The organism is Shewanella mytili (genome assembly GCF_046765975.1).
GTDB classification, from domain to species: Bacteria; Pseudomonadota; Gammaproteobacteria; order Enterobacterales; family Shewanellaceae; genus Shewanella; species Shewanella mytili.
In genome coordinates this window covers 26992-49557 of the sequence record NZ_JBKOUD010000004.1, presented here as the reverse complement: position 1 = coordinate 49557, position 22566 = coordinate 26992, and the positions used below count along the sequence as shown (strand labels likewise).

Genomic DNA, 22566 nt, shown 5'->3' with positions numbered 1-22566 from the left:
ATAATGGCGGGCTATTAACTATTACGTGTAACAAATGCTTCTGCGCTTCTTGTCGCAGGCCCTATTTGTAGATTACAGCCTAAGTTATTCAGGACGATTTCATGTATCAGACCACCGCCGCACTGCGAAGTGCTTTTCTGGAGTTTTTCCGAAAGAACGGTCACCAGGTAGTAGACAGTAGTTCTTTAGTACCGGGTAATGACCCTACACTGCTGTTTACCAATGCCGGGATGAACCAATTCAAAGACGTGTTTCTTGGCAATGAAAAACGCAGCTACAGCCGCGCAACCACCGCGCAGCGTTGTGTTCGTGCCGGCGGCAAGCATAACGACCTGGATAATGTGGGGTACACCGCCCGTCATCACACCTTTTTCGAGATGTTAGGCAACTTCAGTTTCGGCGATTACTTCAAGCATGATGCCATTCGGTTTGCCTGGACCTTCCTCACCGAAGAGCTGAAACTGCCAAAAGAAAAACTGTGCGTAACGGTTTACCAGAACGATGACGAAGCCTTTAACATCTGGAACAAGGAAATAGGCATTCCGGCCGAGGACATTATCCGCATTGGGGATAATAAAGGCGCGCCTTATGCCTCCGACAACTTCTGGCAAATGGGTGATACCGGTCCTTGTGGTCCTTGCACTGAAATTTTCTATGATCATGGCGATCACATCTGGGGTGGCCGTCCCGGTACTCCTGAAGAAGACGGTGACCGCTTTATCGAAATCTGGAACATCGTTTTCATGCAGTTTAACCGCCAGGCTGATGGCACCATGTCACCGTTGCCGAAACCTTCGGTAGATACCGGCATGGGGCTGGAGCGCATCGCGGCCATTTTGCAAAAGGTGCATTCCAACTATGAAATCGACGTATTCAAAACCCTGATTGCCAAAAGCGCTGAGATTATCGGCGTGAGCGATTTGGAAGATAAATCCCTGCGGGTGATTGCTGACCATATCCGCTCTTGCGCGTTCTTGGTGGCTGATGGCGTAATGCCGTCCAATGAAGGCCGGGGTTACGTACTGCGCCGCATTATTCGCCGCGCCGTGCGCCACGGTTACAAACTGGGCGCAACTGACACCTTCTTTTACAAGCTGGTGCCTACGCTGATTGACGTGATGGGCGATGCCGCCAAGGATTTAAAGGCCACTCAGCACATTGTGGAAAATGCACTGAAAGGCGAAGAAGAACAGTTTGCCCGCACGCTGGAGCGGGGACTGGGCATTCTGGACAGCGCACTGGCAGAGCTCAGCGGCGATGTGCTGGATGGTGAAACCGCTTTCAAACTGTACGATACCTATGGCTTCCCGCTGGATTTGACCGCCGATGTATGCCGTGAGCGCAACATCACTGTTGATGAAGCCGGCTTTGATGTTGCCATGGCCGCCCAGCGCAGCCGTGCCCAAGCTGCCGGACAGTTTGCCGCCGATTACAATGCGGGCATTAAAACCGATGTTGTCAGTCACTTCTGTGGTTATGACACGCTCAATGGCACAGGCAAGGTGGCGGCCATTTATGTGAATGGCCAGCCAGTGGAAGCCTTGCAGCCAGGACAAGAAGCCGTGGTGATCCTGGATGATACGCCTTTTTATGGCGAGTCCGGTGGGCAGGTAGGCGACAAAGGCACACTGAGTGCTGATGACAGCGAGTTTGTGGTCAACGATACCCAAAAATATGCCCAGGCAATCGGCCATGTGGGCGTGTTGAACAGCGGTAGCCTGACGCTCGGACAAAGCGTTAATGCCATGGTGGATAAAAAGCTGCGTCATCGCACACAGCTCAACCACTCCGTGACCCATTTGCTGCACGCTGCGCTGCGTCAGGTATTGGGAAGTCATGTTGCTCAGAAAGGGTCATTGGTAGAACCGGATCGCCTGCGTTTTGACTTCTCGCATTTTGAAGCCATGAGCCCAGCCCAGCTGCAAGAAGTGGAAGAACTGGTGAATACCCAAATTCGCCGTAACCATGAGCTGCACACCGATGAGATGGATCTGGAACAGGCCAAGGCGAAAGGTGCCATGGCGCTGTTCGGTGAAAAATACGATACCCATGTACGGGTGGTCACCATGGGTGACTTTTCGATTGAACTGTGTGGGGGAACCCACGTGGGGCGCACCGGTGACATCGGCGTATTCAAGATTGTCTCCGAAGGCGGCATTGCCGCAGGCATTCGGCGTATTGAAGCCGTGACCGGCGCTGCCGCCATGGCTTATATCGCCCAGCAGCAGCAAGCATTGTCAGATGCGGCCCACCTGCTCAAAGGGGATGTCCATTCCGTGGTGGACAAACTCAAAACCCAGTTGGATCGCAGCAAGCAACTGGAAAAAGAGATTGCGCAACTGAAGGATAAACTGGCTGCTGCAGCCAGTGCCGACTTGGTGAATGACGCCACCACAGTAGCCGGTACCAAAGTGTTGGTGAAATTGCTGGAAGGCGTTGATGCCGGTGCACTGCGCGGTTTGCAGGATGAACTGAAACAGAAGTTGCAGTCTGGCATTGTGGTGTTAGGTATTGCCCATGATGGCAAAGTCAACCTGATTGCCGGTGTGACCAAAGATCTTACCGGTAAGGTGAAAGCGGGTGAACTGGTTGCCATGATTGCCGCACAGGTAGGCGGTAAAGGTGGTGGCCGTCCTGATATGGCGCAGGCCGGTGGCAGTGAACCGGAAAAATTGCCTCAGGCATTGGCAACCGTGCTGCCCTGGTTGCAGGAGCGTTTATAAGCCACATCTCTGCTGAGGTTTCTGTGACAACAGCACCCGTTCACCGTGGTTCACGGTTGTATGTGAAAAAATTCGGCGGCACCTCAGTGGGTTCTTTGGAACGCATTGGGGTGGTTGCCGAGCAGATTGCCGAGGCTTACCGCCTTGGCGAGCACCAGGTGATTGTTTGCTCGGCAATGGCCGGTGAAACCAATCGCCTGTATGCCCTGGCGCAGCAATTGGGGGGGGAAGCACCCGCCCGTGAGCTGGATATGCTCGTGGCTACAGGAGAGCAGGTGAGCATTGCCTTGCTCTGTATCGCGTTGCAGCAACGGGGCGTTAATGCCCGCTCACTGTTGGCATCCCAAGTGCCCATTCGCACTTCGTCCATGCATGGCGCGGCGGATATTGAACAGATTGACAGCCATCATCTGCAGCAACTGCTGCATGCCGGCATCGTGCCGGTGGTGGCGGGTTTCCAAGGGGTGGATGCTGCCGGCAATATCACCACTCTTGGCCGGGGCGGCTCTGATACCACTGCGGTGGCTTTGGCAGCAGCGCTGGCGGCTGATGAGTGCCAGATATTCACTGACGTTGACGGGGTTTTCACAACAGATCCCGCCATAGAACCCACGGCCCGCAAGCTTGATTGCATCAGTTTCACCGAGATGTTGGCATTGGCCAGACACGGCGCCAAAGTGCTTCATCCCGATTCTGTCGCTACCGCGCAGCGCTACCGGGTACCGCTGCGGGTATTGTCCAGCTTCACGCCGGGGCAGGGCACGCTTATTGAAGAGGCGATGCCTGCAACTTCCAGGGTTACCGGCATTGCCATCCATCGCCACCAAGCGCTGCTAACGCATGCAAACCCCCTGCAGGCCCATGAGTTGCGCCAGCAGATCCAGGCCCTTCTTCGCCATTGTGGCGTTTCGTTTGAAACCGACGACAGTGCCAGCAATCTCTGGTTCGGCGTACAGCAGCAGCAATATTCCCAGCTGGTGGCTGCCATGGCGCAGTTAAATTCATCGGCCATCTCTTGCAAGTGTTTTCCTTCATTAAGCCGCTTGTCAGTTGTTGCTGGCGTGGTGCCGTCAATTTCTCGGCTAACACAAAATATTGATGATCTCTTGGAAGGTGAAGGCATTGATGTTAAGTTGACCAGTTGTTCCACTGCGGCATTGTCGGTATGGGTGGATGAAGCAAATACTGACCGCGCTGTTCGCGTGCTGCATCACGGTTTTGGATTAAATAAGGTATAGCAAAACAAGGGATTTGGTATTGCATACTATTATTTTGTACTAAGCTCACATTATAATAGGCGCCATAACTGATAAGCGCCGTAATATAAAGATATGGATAATAGAGGAGCAATCTAATGCTGATTTTGACTCGTCGTGTTGGCGAAACACTGATGATTGGTGACGAGGTCACAGTGACTGTACTGGGGGTGAAAGGCAACCAGGTGCGTATCGGCGTTAATGCGCCTAAAGAAGTTTCCGTGCATCGCGAAGAAATTTATCAACGCATCCAGTCTGAAAAAAGCGGCTCTTCCTCTGAAGGCGGCGACTTTTAATCCTATGTTTATAGGTCTTGCAATGGATGTTTGAAAAGCCAGCCGAACGTGCTGGCTTTTTCATGTCTGGCACTTCCCAAAACCTTGTTTTTGGCGGCGTTGCCAGCTTATTGAGCGATATGATTAAAAACAGGACAAACGATTTGGCTTTCCTAAAAAGCGTTTGACTTATTTTCTTCAAACAGTAATATGTGCGCCAAGAAAAACGGAGAGGTGGCCGAGTGGCCGAAGGCGCTCCCCTGCTAAGGGAGTATGGGCTTTAACTCCCATCGAGGGTTCGAATCCCTCCTTCTCCGCCATTTTCTTAACGTGAAAAATGCGCATGTAGCTCAGCTGGATAGAGTACCTGGCTACGAACCAGGTGGTCGGAGGTTCGACTCCTTCCATGCGCACCATTTCCCGTTTTAGCAGTAAGAATACAATTCGCGCATGTAGCTCAGCTGGATAGAGTACCTGGCTACGAACCAGGTGGTCGGAGGTTCGACTCCTTCCATGCGCACCACTTCCTGCTTTAGTTTTCCAAGATGATCAAGCGCATGTAGCTCAGCTGGATAGAGTACCTGGCTACGAACCAGGTGGTCGGAGGTTCGACTCCTTCCATGCGCACCATCGGAAAACTGAAGACTGCTAAGCATTGATTGTCTGAAAGCGCATGTAGCTCAGCTGGATAGAGTACCTGGCTACGAACCAGGTGGTCGGAGGTTCGACTCCTTCCATGCGCACCAGATATCACAAAAGATGTAACGAATTCACGCGCATGTAGCTCAGCTGGATAGAGTACCTGGCTACGAACCAGGTGGTCGGAGGTTCGACTCCTTCCATGCGCACCAATTCGCGGAGAGGTGGCCGAGTGGCCGAAGGCGCTCCCCTGCTAAGGGAGTATGGGCTTTAACTCCCATCGAGGGTTCGAATCCCTCCTTCTCCGCCATTCTTTATGAACCGCTTGTTTATTTTCCCTCGTAATACCCCTTGGCTGCACAATTTCCCCGTCATTTCCCTTGCATCATCGCTGTCACGTCGCAATCACCGGGTTACGATAAGTGGTATGTTGATTGATGGCCGGCTGATGACAAGGTTCAGGCGGTTAGCCACATTGCCAATGCCAGCAGGCAGATAACGGTGGCGCTCACGCCAATAATCCACACAAAGCCTTGGGCGCCCTGGGCCAGCGACATGCGGTTGTAACGTAGAAACGCTAGCCACAGCAGTGCCAATATAAGCGGTAAAAACAGCAGTCGTCCAATTAACATAACGTTCCATTCAAATAGGTGCTTGGCCGGGTAATCATAGCGGTTGTCAGCCATAAGCAAAAGGCTGCAGTGGCAGCCTTTGGTCATTCGCGATGTTGTGAGCGAAGTTTAAACGATGGGAGCTTAAGCCGCTTTAGCTTCAGCTGGATGATGGTCAAACCGTTGGGGATCAAATTCCCCTTCGGATTTCCCCACCACCACGGCGGTCATCATGTCGCCGGTGATATTGGTGCAGGTGCGCGCCATGTCTATCACCCGGTCAATGGCCGCAATATAGGCAATCCCTTCCAAGGGCAATCCAATTACCCCCAAGGTGACGGTCAGCATCACCATGGCGCTGCCTGGCACCCCGGCGGTGCCTACTGAGGCCACGGTTGCGGTAATGGCTATCAGCACATAGTCGGTCATATCCAGCGGAATGCCATAAATTTGCGCGATAAAAATGGCGGCAATGGCAGGATAAATACCACCACAGCCATCCATGTTCATGGTGGCACCCAAAGGCAGTACAAAAGCGCTGTAGCGTTCTGATACGCCCATGGACAGGGCGCAACGGGTAGTGACCGGCAACGTGCCGTAACTTGACGCGCTGCTGAATGCCACCAGTTGCGCCGGCATGGCTTTGCGGAAAAACTGTAACGGGCTCAGTTTGGCTACAAACTTTATCAGCCCACCATAGACGCAAATGATGTGGATCAGCGCCGCCACATAAATGGCCAGTATGAAATTGGCCAGTGGCAATAGGCTGTCCAGCCCGTATTGGCCCACAACCCAAGCCATCAGGCCAAATACGCCAATGGGGGTCAGCTTCATCACCAGCCGTGTCAGTTGGAACATGACTTCAGCCCCCGCATGGATGGCATCTTTCAATGCCTTGGCTTTATCGCCCACCATGTTGATGGCAATGCCCACCAATGCGGCGAACACGATGATTTGCAATACCTTGCCCTGGGCCAGTGCATCAAACGGATTCACCGGGATCATATCCAGCAGCACCTGGCCGAAACCGGGAATGTTGCGCTCCCTGATTTCAGTGGTGGCCAGCTCAATACTGCCGCCCATGTTCATGGCGCTGCCGACCGCCAGCCCTATCAGTGATGCCAGGGTGCCGGTTAGCATAAACATGCCCAGGGTTTTAAGGCTGAGGCGCTTAAGCCCCACCTCACTGCCCAGGGCGGTAATGCTGGAGACAATGGCACAAAACACCAGCGGTGCAACCAGCATGGTGATGGCCTTGATAAACAAATCCCCCAAGGGTTTTAATACCGTGGCATTTTCGCCCAGCAATACGCCCATAAGCGCGCCGAGCAAAAAACCTGCCAGTACTTTTTGCCAAAAGGGAATGCCTTGGTAAAACCGCAAAAGCGGGGAGTTACCGGTAGCGGCAAAAGGTGTGGGTTTATTATCGGGTGTACAAGTCATGGATGAATTTTGTGTATGAAATCAATGGAGGGATTGTAATCCCATGTGCTGCCGTGCAGATAAAACCTTTTCTTATAACTTATGGTTATCGTTATTGTTAATGGCGTTGGTGCATGTCACCGGGGCAGTATCAATAAAAGCGGGAGCCGGTGCAAGATGGATGCCCTGACACATGTAACGCCCATTTCTGATGCTTGCCGAAGCATTTGTTAGCACCCATGGTGGTGGCCAAGAGGCAATATCCATGTTCATGACACGTTATTTTACAAAATTTACCCTTAAGTTTTTTTCCCGATAGCGTGTAGTCTTGACTGATGACAACGCTTGGCTATGGTACTGACCAGTAGTTAAGACGAGTAACCCCCTAAGGAGCAACCGATGAAAAAATGGCTATTGGCAGTGGCTGTTTCTGCCGCATTAGTAGGATGTGCGGCGGATTATACTACCAAACCCGCTGAGGTGAATGCGGCAATGCAGTTGCCCGGCGGCGTGACGTTTGTGGAAAGTTACACCCCAAAAGCCGGGGAGATTGGCATCCCTTATAAAAAATATCAGCTGGCCAATGGGCTCACGGTGGTGCTCCATGAAGATCACTCCGATCCCTTGGTGAAAGTGGACGTGACTTATCACGTGGGCTCTGATCGCGAATTGCCGGGACGCACCGGGTTTGCGCACTTGTTCGAGCACATGATGTTTCAGGGCTCTGAACACGTGGCGGATGAACAGCATTTTAAAGTGGTCACCGAGGCCGGCGGCACCCTCAATGGCACCACTAACAGCGATCGCACCAACTATTTTGAAACCGTGCCCAGCAATCAGCTGGAAAAAATGCTGTGGCTGGAGTCTGATCGCATGGGCTACCTGTTGCCGGCATTAACCGATGAGAAATTTGAAGTTCAGCGGGCCACCGTCAAAAACGAGCGGGCGCAACGGGTGGATAACCGCCCTTATGGCCGTTCTAGCGAAAAGTTCGGCCAGGCATTTTTCCCGGCAGGCCATCCTTACAGCTGGCCGACCATCGGTTGGCCGGAAGATCTGGAACGGGCAACCACTCAGGATGTGAAAGACTTTTTCCGGCGCTGGTATGGCCCCAACAATGCCACCTTGACCATTGGTGGCGACATGGATGAAGCGCAGACACTGGCATGGATCAGCAAATACTTTGGCGACATTCCCCGTGGGCCTGAAGTTACCCCGCTGGCCAAACCTGCGGTAACACTGGATAAAACCCGCTATGTATCAATGGAAGACAATATCCATATGCCATTGATCCAAATTGGTTTTCCCACCGTGTATGCGCGCCATCAGGATGAAGCACCCCTGGATTTGCTGGCCAACATTCTGGGCGGCGGCAAAACATCCATCATTTATAAAAACTTGGTGAAGGACGGCTACGCCGTACAGGCCGGGGCCGGTCATCCTTGCCAAGAGCTGTCTTGTCGCATGAGTTTTTATGCGCTGGCCAATCCGGCCAAAGGCGCATCTTTGGCACCCATTGAGCAACGCATTCGTGAGTCCATTGCCGAATTCGAACGTCGCGGAGTCACCGATGAAGACCTGCAAAAGGTTAAAATCCAGTTCCGCGCCCAGGCCATCTACTCATTGCAGAGCGTGGATGGCAAAGTCTCCTCATTGGCAGCCAATCAGACCTTTACCGGCAGCCCCAATCGGATTGGTGCCGATTTGGCACGATATGATGCGGTTACCAAAGCGGATGTCATGCGGGTATTCAAGCAGTACCTGAAAGGCAAACCTTCGGTAGTGTTGAGTGTGGTGCCTAAAGGCGGCGCCAATCTGGTCGCGGCGCAGGACAACTACGTACCGCAGCAACCCGCGGTGGCAGCCAAAGCGGTTACCGGATTAACCGCCGCTGCCGGTGCCACCCAAAGCAGCTTTGATCGCAGTGTAATGCCCAACGCCACCAAGGCGCCCGTATTGACCGTTCCTGCATTATGGAATGGCAAGCTGGGTAACGGCATTGGGATTATGGGCACCCAGAGCACGGAAACCCCCACCACCGAGCTCATCATCTACCTTAACGGCGGCCATCGGCTGGCGCCGCTTAACAAGGCCGGTTTGGCCTCATTAACCGCCAGTGTGCTCAATGAATCCAGTGCCCGCCACAGCAGTGAAGCATTGGCACAGGCATTGGAACTCCTTGGCTCCAGTGTCAGCTTTAGCGCCGGTGAGTACCAAAGCGTTATCCGGGTGTCATCCTTGACGGAAAATCTGGATAAAACCCTGGCGATTGTGCAGGAGCGCTTGCTGGAGCCGGGGCTGACAGAAGCCGATTTCAACCGGGTGAAACAACAGGCATTGCAGACTTTGCAACACATGGCGTCCGAACCCACTTATCTGGCCGATGCCGGTTTTTCCAAGTTACTCTTTGGCAGTAATAACAGCCTGGGGGTAAGCAGCAGTGGCACCTTGCAAACCGTGGCGTCCATTACGCTGGATGATGTCAAAGCCTTTTATGCCAGCCAATATCGTGCGGGTAATGCCCAGATGGTGGCCGTGAGTGACTTGTCCCAACAGCAGCTGCTTGGCAAGCTGCAACCCTTGAGCGCCTGGCAGGGAGAGGCCACGCCCATGAAACCCCTTGGCACCTTGCCGGCGGGAAACCCGGGGGTGGTCTTCATGATTGACAAACCCGGTGCGGCCCAGTCGGTGATCACCATCGGCAAGCGGGCGCTGCCTTATGATGCCACAGGCGATTTCTTTAAAGCCTACTTGATGAATTACCCGCTAGGGGGGGCATTCAACAGCCGCATCAACCTTAACCTGCGGGAAGACAAGGGCTATACCTATGGCGCTCGCAGTTTCTTCAGTGGTGGCAGCGAGCTGGGACGTTTTGAAGCCACCGCCAGTGTGCGCAGCGATGTTACCGACAAAGCGCTGGTGGAGTTCATGAAAGAACTTGAACGTTATCATGCCAAAGGCATGACGGCCGAAGAGCTGGCATTCATGCGGGCGTCCATCAGTCAGAGCAAGGCGCTGGATTATGAAACGCCATACCAGAAGGCCGGTTTTATCCGCATGCTCCAGAAATACCAATTGCCCAGTGACGTGACCACACAGCAGGACAATATCGTATCGCAAATCGGGCTGGCACAATTGAATCAGCTGGCCAAGCAGTGGCTGGACCCGGCCACCATGCAAATTCTGGTGGTTGGCGATCAAGCAACTGTGGCGCCAAGCTTACAGGCGCTGGGGTATAAGGTGGTTAACCTGCCCTTGTAATTGCGTCGGTTTGTCCCCATATTTGACTACACCACATTGATGTTGTGGTCAGATATTTCAGCAGAGCGGTGACGGTAAATAGGCTGTCACCGCTCTGTGTCGTATAAATTGCGCTTGCCTGACGTTCTGCAAGGACTTATGTTGGGCAACATCTTACAAGCTGCACCGGTATATCTGTAAACCCGCACAACCATGGGGGTTTCAGAGTGTTCAGCCATGACTGCATATCTGGCTGCCCGGAAAAGAGATAATCAATTTGAAGCCATTTAGCGAAACACTTGCACTGTTTGACAGTGCTGAAGGCCGCCGCGCCCTATCGGGCATGCAGCGAGGGATTGAACGGGAAACGCTGCGGATTGACGCCGACAACCAACTGGCAATGGATCCCCATCCGGCAGCGCTGGGCGCTGCACTGACCCATTCCCGCATCACCACCGATTACAGTGAGGCACTGCTGGAATTCATTACTCCGGTATGCGCCGATATTGACGCCATGCTCCAGGGGCTCAGCGAAACCCACGCCTTTGCACTGCGTCATCTTAACGGGCAAAAGCTGTGGCCGGTGAGCATGCCCTGTTTTGTGGGCAATGAGCAAAAAATTCCCATCGCCCATTACGGTACCTCCAACAGCGGCCGCATGAAAAACCTGTATCGGAAAGGGCTCACTTATCGTTACGGCGCCCTGATGCAAATCATTGCCGGGGTGCATTTCAATTTTTCCGTGTCACAGGAACTGTGGCAACGGCTGCATGAGCACAGTGGCTCCGCGCTGTCATTATGTGATTTCAAGTCCGAAGGCTACTTTGGCCTGATCCGCAACTACCGGCGCCTGGTTTGGGTATTGCCTTACCTGTTCGGCGCTTCACCGGCATTGTGCAGCTCTTTCATAAAAGATCAGCAAACCGAGCTGGTGTTTGAACAGATGGGGCAGGGCACGCTGTTTTTGCCCTATGCCACCTCTTTGCGCATGAGCGATTTGGGCTACACCAATAAAGAGCAGGAACAGCTGGACATCAGCTATAACTCTTTGGCGGAATATCTGCGTGGCATTCGCGCGGCCATTAAATTGCCCTCGCAAAAATTTGCCAATATCGGCGTAAAAGTGGGGGATGATTACCGCCAGCTGAATGCCAACATTTTGCAGATTGAAAACGAGTTCTATGCCCCCATTCGTGCCAAACGGGTGGTGCAACAGGGTGAAAAACCCTCAGATGCCCTTGCCCGCGCGGGCGTGGAATACATTGAGGTTCGGGCGCTGGATGTGAACCCGTTCAGCCCCGTTGGCGTGGAGGCTTCCCAGCTGCGGTTGCTGGATCTGTTTTTGCTTTACTGTTTGCTGTCACCTTCACCCATTACCGATGAAGCTGAAGAGCATGAAATTGCCGCCAACCTGAAAGCGGTGGTACTGGAAGGCCGCAAACCGGGCCTGTTGTTGCAGCGTCAGGGGCAAAGCATTGAACGCCTGACATGGATGCGGCAACTGTTCAGCCAGTTGGGGGATATTGCCAAATTGCTTGACGGGGATGACTCCCATCAGTACCAGGAGGCCCTGGCCTACTGGCAACAGGCCGTAGAAAACCCGGATAAAACCTTGTCGGGTCGGGTGCTGGCCCAATTGCAAATGGCCGGGCAGTCTCATGGCAACTGGGTGAAAAACCTGGCAGAGCAGTATCGTCAGCAGTTGCTGGATTATCCATTAAGCGAAGCGGCCATTGCCTCTCTGGAGGCCGAAGCCCAGCGCTCGCTGGCCAAACAGCAGCAGCTGGAGCAGGATGACACCCTGAGCTTTGATGAGAGCCTGGCCCAATACCTTGGCAATGCAACAACAGAGGAAGCCTCTTTCACGTGAAATATTTAGGCGTTGTATTTCTGAGCCTGATGCTGGGGGCCTGTGCTTCATCACCGGATGAAAGCAACACTTGCGGCCTGGTGTCCACCTATGCCAAGGCCACGCCCGATGACGGGGCTTACCGACTGGTGGTGACCCATGTGGATGGCAAGCCGGTCATCTCCAAGCCCTTTTATCAGTTGTCTCCCGGCGAGCATACTTTTCGGGTATCGGAGCTGATAGATGCTCCCGAATTGAAGGTGCGGCTGGCAGCGCGGGTGGCGAAGGATATCAAGGTGACCGTGCAGGCCGAGCAGCATTACCAACTGGTGGCAAAATTTAATACCGACCGGCAATACAGCGGTGATGACACCGCATATTGGCAGCCGCAAATTCGCGTGTTAGGCGCGGTGGCATGTGAGTTGCCAGCGGATAATTAATGGCCCAGGGTTGCAATCTGCGGATTATTCAGGTGAAACTAGCAAGGGTCTTTAGGGTGGCTTGCTTACAGCCCATGTGCATGGATGGTTTCAGTGCCTGATTTTGCTTATCTTTATCGTACATTCCGTCGGGCCGTACCCCTAACGCTGGTATTGCTGTTGGCGGGGTGTGCGGCCTCTCCGCCTAAAAATCCCGATAACATCTGCGCCATTTTTCAGGAGCACCGTGCCTGGTATGATGCCGCCATTGATGCCCGTGAAAAATGGGGCGTGCCGGTACACGTGCCGTTAGCCATGATGTATCAGGAAAGCTCCTTCAAGCATGATGCTGCGCCGCCCATGGAATATTTTTTAGGCTTCATTCCCATTGGTCGTGCCAGTGATGCCTATGGTTATGCCCAAGCGAAAACCATGACCTGGGATGATTACGTGCGCGAAACCGGTAACAGCTGGGCCAGTCGCAGTGATTTTGACGATGCCATGGACTTTATGGGGTGGTTTATTTATAAAACCCATAAAATCAACAAGGTGTCCAAATGGGATGCAAAAAACCTCTACCTGAATTATCACGAGGGCTGGGGCGGTTACAAACGTGGCAGTTACCGCAGCAAGCGTTGGTTAATCAGGGTGTCGGATAAAGTGGATGCCAGAGCCAAGCGCTATGCCGTGCAGTATCGCGGTTGCAAGGATGATCTGGATTCATCCTGGTTATGGCGGTTGTTTTTTGGGTAGTGCTGTAGGCAAGGCATAAAGTCTCATGCTAAACAGCCAAGGTATCAGCTCGTACCGTTTTAGATTAAACGTGACCCAAAATAAAGATTCTGACTAATAGCGACTACCAACTACCAAGTCCGAATCGAGCTACAACTGAGTATTAACGTATCATACCCGTTGTGGCTAATTTCTGGACATTTTCGAGTTGAAGCCTTAACTCTAACCTGTCATTTTCGGATAAAAATTTCTATGGATAATGCCCTGTCAATGTTCGGATTACGCTTGGCTAAAATTAGCGAAGAATGAGCGCCAGTCAAGCAGTGGTAAGGGGTCCATTTTAAACAACTTGTCAGCCGCCAACTTTCAAAATACCTAACTTTTTGAATATTAAAGTCAAAACTAAATAAACGGGAATAAATACCAACATAAAAGCAAAAAATTCAATCCAGCTATCATTTGAACTGAAAAATTTAATACTACTTTTTAAATATTCAACACCGCGCATAGTGATGAACACCGAAACAAAACTCACCAAAAACTCTTTAAAAAAGTTCAACAATTTACTCCTTAATTCTAACTTTTCACATGGCTGCTAACGCAAAGCATACGGGCGACGAGCCGCGCAAGCGGGTTGGCGTCTCAGCGGCCATAGGCCGCGAGTGATGCGTATTGTTAGCCATTATTTGTTTACACCGACGATGTACTCTTTATTAATTCTAGAGTAAGCATCTAAATCTATCAGACTTATTAAGAGGTTATCGATTACAGCTGTGCCATTGCGATCAATATTGATTGACTCATCGTCAACATAAACTTTTACGATTGGCATCTTGGTCTTCTCATCAATTGATGTATTAAATTTGACTTCAATCTCTTTCCCGTCTGAACGCTGATATGTCTTTGCGGCGCTTCCGTTAAAACTTTCAAAATCCTCAGATAGCTGAGACTTTATTTCGTAGACATAAAAGGAAATATCCTTTTGTTCTAGACTGTTTAATTTAGGGCCACTATCGCCTATGTAATTAAGGGCATAGCCTATGAAAATCCCTGCTGTCAATATCACTGAATGTAAAATGAACTTCTTCATTGTATTTCTCCTTGTGAATGGCTAACGCCGCAAGCACGTGCGGCTTTGTAGTGAAGGCGAAGCCGCAACGGAAAAGCCGTCGCCGTGCCTAGCCTTGTTATGGCTACTTCGCCCGTTTGATGGCACATGTCCCAGACCTATTAACGACATTAGTAGCTCGTTTTGCCATAGCTGCTCAAATATATCTTTTTGCAAAGGCAACAACTTTAGAGCGCCTTGCCCAGAGATGAGCCAATAATTACTCCAAAGCTCATGATAAAAGCTGCCGCACAAAATGCCGCTAAGACAATCAGGCCAGTTTTCTCGGCTTTTGGCACTGAGCTCCACCAATTTTTAATTTCATTAATCATAAAGTTTCCCAAAACATCCGAACGCGAAATTACTTAGCCATAACGCCGGTAGCAAAGGCGAGTGTTAGCGAGTCCAGCTCGCGTTTTTTGCGGGCGCTTTTGCCTACCCTTGTTAGCTGAAGTTCTTTGCACGATATTTAACTACGAAAACATACCCTATTAAACCGACAATACCACCAAGCACAAAAATAGCTATTACATACTGAGACATACTACTGACTGCCATTGCTAATGGTACTCGTATCAATATTTCAGCTATAGCTGCCGAAATTAAACCTATGTAGCTATATGACATACACTCAAAGTGATTGCGCATCCAATTCTTATGATGCCGCCCAAATATTGGAAGGTACAAGCCAACTAGAACGGTTGGAAGGCTCATAAGAATGAATATATGAAACGGCCCGATGCCGCCAAATAAGCCGGTAATGGGTATTGCTGATACGTTAAGACCTATCATGGCTATGGCATAAACATAGCCCAACTTACGATGAAATATTGTTCCCTTCGCTCTTAATAAGACAATAAAACCTGTAATCAGAGCGATCAACGCACAAAGCGAGTGAATTGCGCCTAGGCTACCTTGATAAAAAAATTCCATTTTAGTATTCCATTGTGCTATTCAGCTAACGCCCGCATTTGCGGCTGGTTTGGAGCGTAGCGAAAAACCAGTCCGACAACATGCGCTTGTTAAATTTAATGTGACTTAGACCCGATAGGCAGGTGAGGACCACAATAACCAATGACAATCGTGGATTTTTTACTATCCCAATGAAAGTGAACTCGGATAGTTTCAGTTATATTGTCCGCCACTCCTATTCTTAAATGTTTAAACATGTAGATATCTTCACCATTGTAAGTGAACTGTCTCAACTTGCTTAATTCTGGGCTTTTTTCTACTGTTTCTGACTCATTGGCTGAATACAATTTTCCAAAGATTTCTTTTGCTTTCGAGTCACCTCCCTGCGACAAAACATCAATATATTCGGTTGATAACTTAAACAAAAGACCAATCAGCTTGCGGCCTTGCCCGAATGAAATTGAATCCCTTGCTGATGCTAAAGCACTATCAAGCACTACAATTCTAGATGGATATATGGCCTCGACTAACTTCAAGCATTGTTCTGGGCTAGGGTCATGAGATAATGCTTCAGATAGAATCTGAATTAACTCGGCATCTAATGCCTGGCCCCCAGAATTAGCACTTCCTAGCTGCCTTTTTAATTCTGAAATTGTGTAGCTATTTGATCTGATTTTTTCGGATAATGATTCATTTATTTCTTCAAGTTCCATCTTTTCTATTTCGAAAGAATCGACTATCTGTTGATGCTCATCCTTGAGGGCTTCAATAGTACTATCATACGAATCTATTTGTTCAAACGCCTCATTCAAAAGCTCTTCATAATCACCGGACTGCTGAAGCTCACTATATTTTTGTTTGAGAAATTCCCTATGGTCTTTTTGACGTTTTGCACGGACATCTGTTGGACTAAAGTGGAGCCTTTTTCTATACCCATTTGTAGTATGGGTAACAATAGATAAAATCTCACCAATGAGATACTTATCATTACTTTTCAGCTCTTCTAAGTGTTCTACTAATAGTAATCTTCTTGGGCAAACGGATCTGTTTCTAATTGGAAAAATGACGTTAATAGCCCCGCCCCAAGCAGAATAACGTCTACCCAAGACTCTTTCCATTTCCCAGCTGTCAACTGACTGATCACATACAACAACCTGTGCCAATCCAATAAGCTGCTCTTGTAAACTTCGTGGATTGAGCAATGGCTTCCCACTCGAATCACTACTAACCAGCACGACCGGGTGTTTCCGCTCAGGCCTTTCTAGTTCAGAAAGAAGGGCTCTAAATAGATCTTCATCGTTGCTAATATTTTTTAGACTAAGACCGACAGTATCTTTCGCTACATTGCAGTTATTCTGGAGATATTTGATGACTTTTGGTCTTGATGATTGAGGAATATCTGTAACCTGTGTACTGATATCGCTAGTCTCTAGAAGAGTTGTAAAAAGCACACCATCGGATTCTACCCTGATACCAATTTCTGTAATCCATTGACGTCCATGAACTTCGGAGTCTGGGTTAGAAAACAATATGGAATAAAGAAGAGGTTCGGCTTGGGATGCGTTGTAGGTTCTAACTTTTTGCCGTCCAATAATATAATCTTCTGAGATCTTAAGCTCTTCAGGTGTAAAGTGTCTTTTCGTTAGCTCCTTTAACCAACCTGCAACTGTTTTTAAGGTGTCATCAAGAGCATTAGATCCATTAACTTTAATCTGATTCACATATATTAGCATCTTATATCCCTAGATTTGTCTTGATGACTGAGTAGAAATTTAACATTTTAATAATGAGAATGCTCATTTACTACCTCTGACCAGTGAAAATCGAACATGTGAATTGTTTTAATAATTAACAATTTACGCCATTTTGTCCAGAGAAATTTACGATGAAAATGAGCATACTTGTTATCTCCCTGGATGCCGCACACTATCTCGCGATAACAAGTCCTTAACCTGCTGATTTAAAAAATAATAATATTTTTACTGGTTGGATAACCGGACTGCTTATCAGATCAATTCTGACTTGAAATCGCCAAAATCTCGATAATGCTGTACTTGTATACAGTATATGGAGATTGCCATGAGTAAGAGTCCCTTTCTTCGCGCTGTCAGTGATGATATGCGTCTACGCGGATATAGCACTCACTATCTGGTGAGTGTCGGCATCAACGGCCAAGTGCACCTTGCGCCATATACGCCGTTTCTCCTTGCCATGCTTACGGATTTTCCATTCTCCTTCCCCGAATACCTTCAGCCCTGTCGCGTCAATCACAATTATGTGATTGCTGCCATTTTAGTATGAGACTTTATGACGCTCACTTAAGTGTCTGGGGTCACTGGGGTTAAGGCTGTTGATCCATTTTTTGAACTGCCACATCCAGGCTTTCTGCCACATTGCCGTTAAAGGGCAGGATGACACTGCTGAACCCTAGGCCGGGATGATGCAGGGCATACGCCTGGCGCAACTGTTGTAACATGTACTTCAAGTGCGTTTGTTCATCACTGCACAACAGGGCGAACTTGTCTCCGTGCCAGCGCCCCATAATGGCGTCTTGTGGCCATTGCTGGCGCAGTAACTGTGCCAGTTGCCTTAGGGCTTCATCTCCCCGCTCGTGCCCGTGTTGCTCGTTAATCTGTTTCAAATGGTCGATATCCAACAGGATTAAATGGCTGGGCGCCGTAACATACAGGGGCCACAGTGCGGCTTGCTGCTCAAAGTGATGGCGGTTCATCAAACCGGTAAGGGCATCGTAGCAGGTCAGCTGGTGGATTTGCTGCTGCTTTTGGAACAGGTTGACGGCGGTTGCCGCAGATTTGGTGAGCGCCTCGATAAGCGGGGTGTCAGCCTCGGAAAAGCCGTGAGGATTGCGGCTGTCAAGGTGTAACAGCCCAAACAGCCGGCCTTCCACATACAGGGGGCTGGAGAGTGTGGCAAGGGTGGGCATGTCTTCCAGCAGTCCACGGGTAATGTGTGCCTGCTGGCCGTCTACTTCATGAATGATGACCACCCGGTCACAGCGTCCGCCGGTAAGCCGGTATTGAAATGTTTGGGACAACTGCAGCTTGAGTTGTTGCAGTTGGGGGAGGGGATAGCCTTCGGCACAGGCAAAATGCAGTTTGCGCTCATGGCCCTGTACCAGAATGACGGTGCCCATTTCAGCATCGTCGGTTAGCCGGATGGCCTGATGCAGCAACTCTTCCAGTATGGTGTTTTGTGTGCGGCATTGTGCCGGTAGGGACAGCAGCTTGTTGTGGGCGTCTCCCAGCAGCTGCAATTGCTGCAGCTGCTGCTGAAGGCGGGAAATATGCCCTTGATATAACACATGGCCCAGCAAGGTCACCAGGCTGTAAATCAGGCTGACGCCCGCCAATAACAGCCATGAAGCGCGCGGTTGGCCATTCCAGACCCAAAACAGGATCAGGAACAACAAAAGAGGCACCAGCAGTAACCACCAGTGAAAACCGGATTTTCCCAGAGGTTTAACGTTGGCTAATGGCGTCAATATGTTGTCCTGTGTACAAGTGGGCTGGGTTTAAGCGTGGGCAAACTCCGCTAAAATCCACGCCAGCGGCGCCTGATACTGCATTGGCATCCAGTGCTGCAACTGTTGAATGCTGTCGGTTAATTGCTGCAGGTTATGTGCCGACAGATTCAGGTGGCCCACCTTGCGGCCGGGACGCACTTCCTTGTTGTACCAGAAAAGCTCCGCGTTTGGCAGGCTTAACCAACGATCATCTTTGTCAATGCCGATAAGGTTGACCATGACGCACTGGAAATTGACTTGGGGCCGGTGCAGCGGCAGATTGCACAGCGCCCGCAGGTGCAGCTGGAACTGGTCGATATGACAACCGGCCTGGGTCCAGTGCCCGGAGTTATGCACCCGTGGCGCCAGTTCGTTGACCAGCAGTTTATCCCCCAGCCGGAAGCATTCCATGGCCATGACACCCACATATTCCAGCCCCTGCATGATGGTGCTGAGCATTTTTTCGGCCTGGGCTTGCAAGGGTTGCAACCGGGAAAGGGGCGCAATGGAGGCCATCAGGATACCATCCTGATGCAGGTTGAGTGTCAACGGATAGAAATGGCACTGGCCATCTTGCCCGCGAGCGCCCACCAATGACACCTCTTCATCAAAATCAATGGCTTGTTCGGCAATTGCATGATTGCGCCAATCTGTGGGGATAACGCTGTTTTCAGCCTGTTTGAGCCAGTGCTGCCCTTTGCCGTCATAGCCGCCGGTGCGCCGTTTAAGCAGTACGCGCTCACCGTAACGCTGATGCAGTGTTTCAGTGTTGCTGTGATTGTCCACCGCTTCCCAGGGGGCGGTGGCAACCTGCAATTCATCCAGCAGGCTTTTTTGGGTAAAGCGATCGGCCAGACGCCCAAACACCGGGCCGTTAATGAAATGGGGGTGGGTGGAAAGCTGAAGGCTCAAGGCGGATTCCGGCCATTGCTCCCGTTCTGCGGTGATGATGTCCTGCGGCGCTAACGGCAATTGCTCATCGGTTGGCGTCATAATGTCCACCGGACGCACATCCAGTGCCAGCGGTTTGCCGGCATGGGCCAGCATGGCGCCCAATTGGCCATCGCCCAATACCCATATGCGCTTGTTCATTACGCCTCCCGTGGGTCTGGGTTTTCCAGTACTGTCTGGGTTTGCGCTTCGCGAAACTGCTCCAGCCGTGCTGCCAGGGCTTCATCCTGGGTGGCCAGGATCTGGCAGGCCAGCAGTCCGGCATTAAAGGCGCCGGCGGTGCCGATGGCTAATGTGCCCACGGCAATCCCTTTGGGCATCTGCACAATGGATAACAGGCTGTCCATGCCGTTTAACGCTTTGCTTTGTACCGGAACGCCCAGCACCGGCAGCCGGGTTTTGGAGGCCAGCATTCCGGGTAGGTGGGCCGCACCGCCCGCGCCGCCAATAATGACCTTGAATCCTTTGTCGGCAGCCGTTGCGGCAAATGCTATCAGTTTGTCCGGCGTGCGGTGGGCACTGACCACTTCCACATGGTAAGGCACTTTGAGGGTATCCATGATTTCAGCGGCTGCTTCCATAGTGGGCCAGTCGCTTTTCGACCCCATAACAACAGCAACAAGGGCTTGCATCATAACTCCTTAAACAGCAAATTTTAGTTTGTTTTATAGGTCTGCTGACAGACGTAGGGTAAACAGTCCCGGCGTTTGGGTGGTGCCGGTTAAATGATCCTGCTTTTGTGTGGCGGCATAATAGCATGGCATCACTGATTTCGCTGCTTCGGTCACAGAAAATTCCGTTCGCTGAAAACGACTACGCCCTGTAAAAGGCGCCATTGGCACTACTGGCAAGGGCGCTTGGGATCGGTGATGGGGGATGGCGCAAGTGCTCGGGCAAATAAAGGAAAGGCCGCTTGCTGGCGGCCTTTGACGTTACAGTTGTAAATCCTACTGGGTTATTTGTGATGCTTGAGATGGCTCTGGGGTAGCCTCCACTTTGGGCAGCTCTTCATCCAGCAGCTCTTTCATGGAAGGGTAGAACTTGAGCACGCCCGGAATGGGCTGAACCTTGGCTTTTGCCAGTGTGCGGATGGGCTGGAACTGCAGATCGCTTATCAACAAGCGGGCGCCTTCATCACGGCATTTGCTTACCAGCTTGTTCAGCGCTGCCAGCCCCCCGGCATCCAGCATGGATACCCCGTCAAGGTTCAGGGCAATCACTTTTTTGTTTTGCGCCATTACGGCCAGCTCGGCAAAAATGCGCTCCGCCGCGGCAAAAAACAGCGGGCCGTTGATTTTCAGCACAGCCCAGTCATCGGGTACTGGCTGGTCAAGATAACGCTTGTTACCGGCCAGGCCATACAAGCGGGTCATCTCTGCAATCTCTTTCATGAACAGCAGCGCCGCCAGCATAATGCCGAAGGAGATGGCCACCACCATGTCAAACAGCACGGTGAGCAACAGACAGCAGAAAAACACCACAATATCGCTGCCAGGCGCGGTTTTTACCAGATGCACCGCTTTGGGGGCTTCACTCATGTTCCAGGCCACCACCATCAACAGGGCCGCCATGGCTGACATGGGCAGATAGGATAACACTCCCGCCAGTGCCACCAGACCCAGCAACACCACAATGGAGTGAACAATGGCAGAAACCGGGCTGTAAGCGCCTGAGCGCACGTTGGCGGCGCTGCGGGCAATGGCCGCGGTGGCGGTGATGCCGCCAAACAGCGGCGCAATGATGTTGCCAATTCCCTGACCCAGTAACTCACTGTTGGCACTGTGGCGTTTGCCGGTCATGCCATCGAGCACCACGGCGCACAGCAAGGACTCAATGGCGCCCAGCATGGCAATGGCAAAGGCGGATGGCGCCAGGGTGCGAATGCTGTCCCAGGTCAACCCCAGCGGTGTGCCGTCAGGGCCGGGACGTTGCCAGGGCCATTCAAAACTGGGCAGAAATGGCGGAATGCCGTTACCTTGGGTGCCGTCAGCCATCATGTAGTGGAAGCGGCTGCCAATGGTTTCCACTTCCCAGCCGAAGTGGGCATACAGCAGCGCCAGCAAGCTCCCCACCACAATGGCCGGCAGGTGTGCCGGTACCGGCAACTTGAGTTTGGGCCAGAGCAGCATCACTGACAGGGTGGCCACCGCAATGGTCAAACTGGGCAGGTGGGTTTGTGGCAGCGCCATGGCCAGCGCCTGCAGCTTGCCGCCAATCTCCTCTGGCATCTCTTCAATTTGCAGGCCCAAAAAATCCTTGATCTGCAGGATGGCAATCACGATGCCAATCCCGCCGGTAAAGCCCAGGGTGACCGATTGGGGAATGTACTGGATTAAGCGCCCAAGCCGTAACAGGGCCATGATGATCAAAATGATGCCCGACATTGCGGTAGCCATCAGCAACCCGGCCAGTCCGTATTGCTGGGCGATGGGGTAGAGCAGTACCACAAAGGCCGCGGTGGGGCCGGAGATGGCATAGCGGGATCCGCCGCACAGGGCAATGACAAAACCGCCGATAATGGAGGTGTACAACCCGTATTGGGGCGGAACGCCACTGGCGATGGCCAAGGCCATGGCCAGCGGAATGGCAATGATCCCCACCGTTATCCCGGCCATGATGTCCTGAAACAGGTTACGCCCGTTATATCCCTCCTTGGAAAACACTTCCCGCAGGGCGTACCCCAGATGCAGCGAGAATAATTGGGTTCGAAAACTGGTCGAATTTGGCACGAGGTAAGCTCCGGCAGGTGAGGCTCAAAAAAGAGCGGCATATTTTAGGAAGTCGTCAACACTTCAGATGTGATATTTATCACATATAAACTTTGTGGTTAAGCGTGTTGCGGGATTATTTTGCGCATAAAAGCAACAGTTCCCCCAAGGGAATTGTTCCCTAGGTCATTGACACAT

General features: G+C 51.3%; 18 protein-coding genes, 7 tRNA genes and 1 pseudogene. 14 read left to right on the top strand and 12 right to left on the bottom strand.

Annotated features, from left to right (window positions below):
• Positions 1-101 precede the first annotated feature (101 nt).
• The 10 genes from alaS (at position 102) to ACIDEJ_RS05780 (ending at position 5203) form a co-directional block, all read left to right on the top strand.
• Entirely contained in the window at positions 102-2723 is a 2622-nt protein-coding gene (gene alaS, locus ACIDEJ_RS05825) for an alanine--tRNA ligase (protein WP_411987143.1), read from the top strand.
• 23 nt (positions 2724-2746) lie between these two features.
• Positions 2747-3961: an aspartate kinase gene (locus ACIDEJ_RS05820; RefSeq protein ID WP_411987142.1), complete on the top strand. Its 1215-nt coding sequence runs from the start codon at positions 2747-2749 to the stop codon at positions 3959-3961.
• Positions 3962-4077: 116 nt separating this feature from the next.
• Positions 4078-4275, top strand: a complete 198-nt coding sequence (gene csrA / locus ACIDEJ_RS05815; protein WP_411987141.1) for a carbon storage regulator CsrA — start codon at positions 4078-4080, stop codon at positions 4273-4275.
• A gap of 207 nt (positions 4276-4482) precedes the next feature.
• Positions 4483-4574: transfer RNA gene (locus tag ACIDEJ_RS05810), tRNA-Ser, on the top strand.
• 19 nt (positions 4575-4593) lie between these two features.
• Positions 4594-4670, top strand: a tRNA-Arg gene (locus tag ACIDEJ_RS05805).
• Positions 4671-4700: 30 nt separating this feature from the next.
• Positions 4701-4777, top strand: a tRNA-Arg gene (locus tag ACIDEJ_RS05800).
• 30 nt (positions 4778-4807) lie between these two features.
• Positions 4808-4884 (top strand) — tRNA-Arg (locus tag ACIDEJ_RS05795).
• 39 nt (positions 4885-4923) lie between these two features.
• Positions 4924-5000: transfer RNA gene (locus ACIDEJ_RS05790), tRNA-Arg, on the top strand.
• Positions 5001-5028: 28 nt separating this feature from the next.
• A tRNA-Arg gene (locus ACIDEJ_RS05785) sits at positions 5029-5105 on the top strand.
• A 6-nt stretch (positions 5106-5111) separates the two neighbouring features.
• Positions 5112-5203 (top strand) — tRNA-Ser (locus tag ACIDEJ_RS05780).
• Positions 5204-5351: 148 nt separating this feature from the next.
• Here ACIDEJ_RS05780 and ACIDEJ_RS05775 read toward each other — a convergent pair.
• Together ACIDEJ_RS05775 and ACIDEJ_RS05770 are read right to left on the bottom strand one after the other, a co-directional pair.
• Positions 5352-5525, bottom strand: a complete 174-nt coding sequence (locus ACIDEJ_RS05775) for a hypothetical protein (RefSeq protein WP_411987140.1) — start codon at positions 5523-5525, stop codon at positions 5352-5354.
• 123 nt (positions 5526-5648) lie between these two features.
• Positions 5649-6947, bottom strand: a complete 1299-nt coding sequence (locus ACIDEJ_RS05770) for a dicarboxylate/amino acid:cation symporter (RefSeq protein WP_411987139.1) — start codon at positions 6945-6947, stop codon at positions 5649-5651.
• Between the two features lie 378 nt (positions 6948-7325).
• Here ACIDEJ_RS05770 and ACIDEJ_RS05765 point away from each other — a divergent pair, with 378 nt between their 5' ends.
• The 4 genes from ACIDEJ_RS05765 to ACIDEJ_RS05750 all read left to right on the top strand — a co-directional run bounded on the left by ACIDEJ_RS05765 (position 7326) and on the right by ACIDEJ_RS05750 (position 13187).
• Positions 7326-10187, top strand: coding sequence for a M16 family metallopeptidase (locus ACIDEJ_RS05765; RefSeq protein WP_411987138.1), 2862 nt, complete (start codon positions 7326-7328; stop codon positions 10185-10187).
• Between the two features lie 256 nt (positions 10188-10443).
• Positions 10444-12036, top strand: a complete 1593-nt coding sequence (gene gshA, locus ACIDEJ_RS05760) for a glutamate--cysteine ligase (protein ID WP_411987137.1) — start codon at positions 10444-10446, stop codon at positions 12034-12036.
• Complete coding sequence (locus ACIDEJ_RS05755) at positions 12033-12455, top strand: hypothetical protein (RefSeq protein WP_411987136.1); 423 nt, start codon at positions 12033-12035, stop codon at positions 12453-12455. Before gshA ends, ACIDEJ_RS05755 begins: the two co-directional genes overlap by 4 nt.
• A gap of 147 nt (positions 12456-12602) precedes the next feature.
• The gene (locus ACIDEJ_RS05750) at positions 12603-13187 is read left to right on the top strand and encodes a transglycosylase SLT domain-containing protein (RefSeq protein WP_411987298.1); all 585 of its coding nucleotides are present in this window, start codon (positions 12603-12605) and stop codon (positions 13185-13187) included.
• A 331-nt stretch (positions 13188-13518) separates the two neighbouring features.
• Here the strand turns inward: ACIDEJ_RS05750 and ACIDEJ_RS05745 are convergent, their stop codons facing one another.
• From ACIDEJ_RS05745 to dauA, 10 genes and pseudogenes are all read right to left on the bottom strand, one after another.
• Positions 13519-13725, bottom strand: coding sequence for a hypothetical protein (locus ACIDEJ_RS05745; RefSeq protein ID WP_411987135.1), 207 nt, complete (start codon positions 13723-13725; stop codon positions 13519-13521).
• Positions 13726-13848: 123 nt separating this feature from the next.
• Entirely contained in the window at positions 13849-14256 is a 408-nt protein-coding gene (locus ACIDEJ_RS05740; protein ID WP_411987134.1) for a hypothetical protein, read from the bottom strand.
• A 206-nt stretch (positions 14257-14462) separates the two neighbouring features.
• Positions 14463-14606 (bottom strand): hypothetical protein, encoded by a 144-nt coding sequence (locus tag ACIDEJ_RS05735; RefSeq protein WP_411987133.1) that lies wholly within the window; start codon positions 14604-14606, stop codon positions 14463-14465.
• Positions 14607-14718: 112 nt separating this feature from the next.
• The gene (locus ACIDEJ_RS05730; protein WP_411987132.1) at positions 14719-15207 is read right to left on the bottom strand and encodes a DUF2306 domain-containing protein; all 489 of its coding nucleotides are present in this window, start codon (positions 15205-15207) and stop codon (positions 14719-14721) included.
• A 95-nt stretch (positions 15208-15302) separates the two neighbouring features.
• Positions 15303-16907 (bottom strand): hypothetical protein, encoded by a 1605-nt coding sequence (locus ACIDEJ_RS05725; RefSeq protein WP_411987131.1) that lies wholly within the window; start codon positions 16905-16907, stop codon positions 15303-15305.
• Positions 16908-17322: 415 nt separating this feature from the next.
• Positions 17323-17460, bottom strand: a pseudogene (locus tag ACIDEJ_RS05720) (transposase); the annotation flags it as partial.
• Between the two features lie 67 nt (positions 17461-17527).
• Complete coding sequence (locus ACIDEJ_RS05715; RefSeq protein ID WP_411987130.1) at positions 17528-18688, bottom strand: GGDEF domain-containing protein; 1161 nt, start codon at positions 18686-18688, stop codon at positions 17528-17530.
• A gap of 30 nt (positions 18689-18718) precedes the next feature.
• Positions 18719-19801 (bottom strand): 5-(carboxyamino)imidazole ribonucleotide synthase, encoded by a 1083-nt coding sequence (purK, locus tag ACIDEJ_RS05710; RefSeq protein ID WP_411987129.1) that lies wholly within the window; start codon positions 19799-19801, stop codon positions 18719-18721.
• Positions 19801-20292 (bottom strand): 5-(carboxyamino)imidazole ribonucleotide mutase, encoded by a 492-nt coding sequence (gene purE, locus ACIDEJ_RS05705; protein ID WP_411987128.1) that lies wholly within the window; start codon positions 20290-20292, stop codon positions 19801-19803. Before purE ends, purK begins: the two co-directional genes overlap by 1 nt.
• 315 nt (positions 20293-20607) lie before the next feature.
• A complete protein-coding gene (gene dauA / locus ACIDEJ_RS05700; RefSeq protein ID WP_411987127.1) occupies positions 20608-22389 on the bottom strand; it encodes a C4-dicarboxylic acid transporter DauA in 1782 nt (593 codons plus the stop codon).
• Between the last annotated feature and the right edge of the window lie 177 nt (positions 22390-22566).

What these genes read in the sequence shown, in the direction of transcription:
- alaS (WP_411987143.1), top strand. Translation starts at nt 102, where the DNA reads ATGTATCAGACCACCGCCGCACTGCGAAGTGCTTTTCTGGAGTTTTTC.
- csrA (WP_411987141.1), top strand. Translation starts at nt 4,078, where the DNA reads ATGCTGATTTTGACTCGTCGTGTTGGCGAAACACTGATGATTGGTGAC.
- ACIDEJ_RS05775 (WP_411987140.1), bottom strand. Translation starts at nt 5,525, where the DNA reads ATGTTAATTGGACGACTGCTGTTTTTACCGCTTATATTGGCACTGCTG.
- ACIDEJ_RS05770 (WP_411987139.1), bottom strand. Translation starts at nt 6,947, where the DNA reads ATGACTTGTACACCCGATAATAAACCCACACCTTTTGCCGCTACCGGT.
- ACIDEJ_RS05765 (WP_411987138.1), top strand. Translation starts at nt 7,326, where the DNA reads ATGAAAAAATGGCTATTGGCAGTGGCTGTTTCTGCCGCATTAGTAGGA.
- ACIDEJ_RS05740 (WP_411987134.1), bottom strand. Translation starts at nt 14,256, where the DNA reads ATGAAGAAGTTCATTTTACATTCAGTGATATTGACAGCAGGGATTTTC.
- ACIDEJ_RS05735 (WP_411987133.1), bottom strand. Translation starts at nt 14,606, where the DNA reads ATGATTAATGAAATTAAAAATTGGTGGAGCTCAGTGCCAAAAGCCGAG.
- ACIDEJ_RS05730 (WP_411987132.1), bottom strand. Translation starts at nt 15,207, where the DNA reads ATGGAATTTTTTTATCAAGGTAGCCTAGGCGCAATTCACTCGCTTTGT.
- purK (WP_411987129.1), bottom strand. Translation starts at nt 19,801, where the DNA reads ATGAACAAGCGCATATGGGTATTGGGCGATGGCCAATTGGGCGCCATG.
- purE (WP_411987128.1), bottom strand. Translation starts at nt 20,292, where the DNA reads ATGCAAGCCCTTGTTGCTGTTGTTATGGGGTCGAAAAGCGACTGGCCC.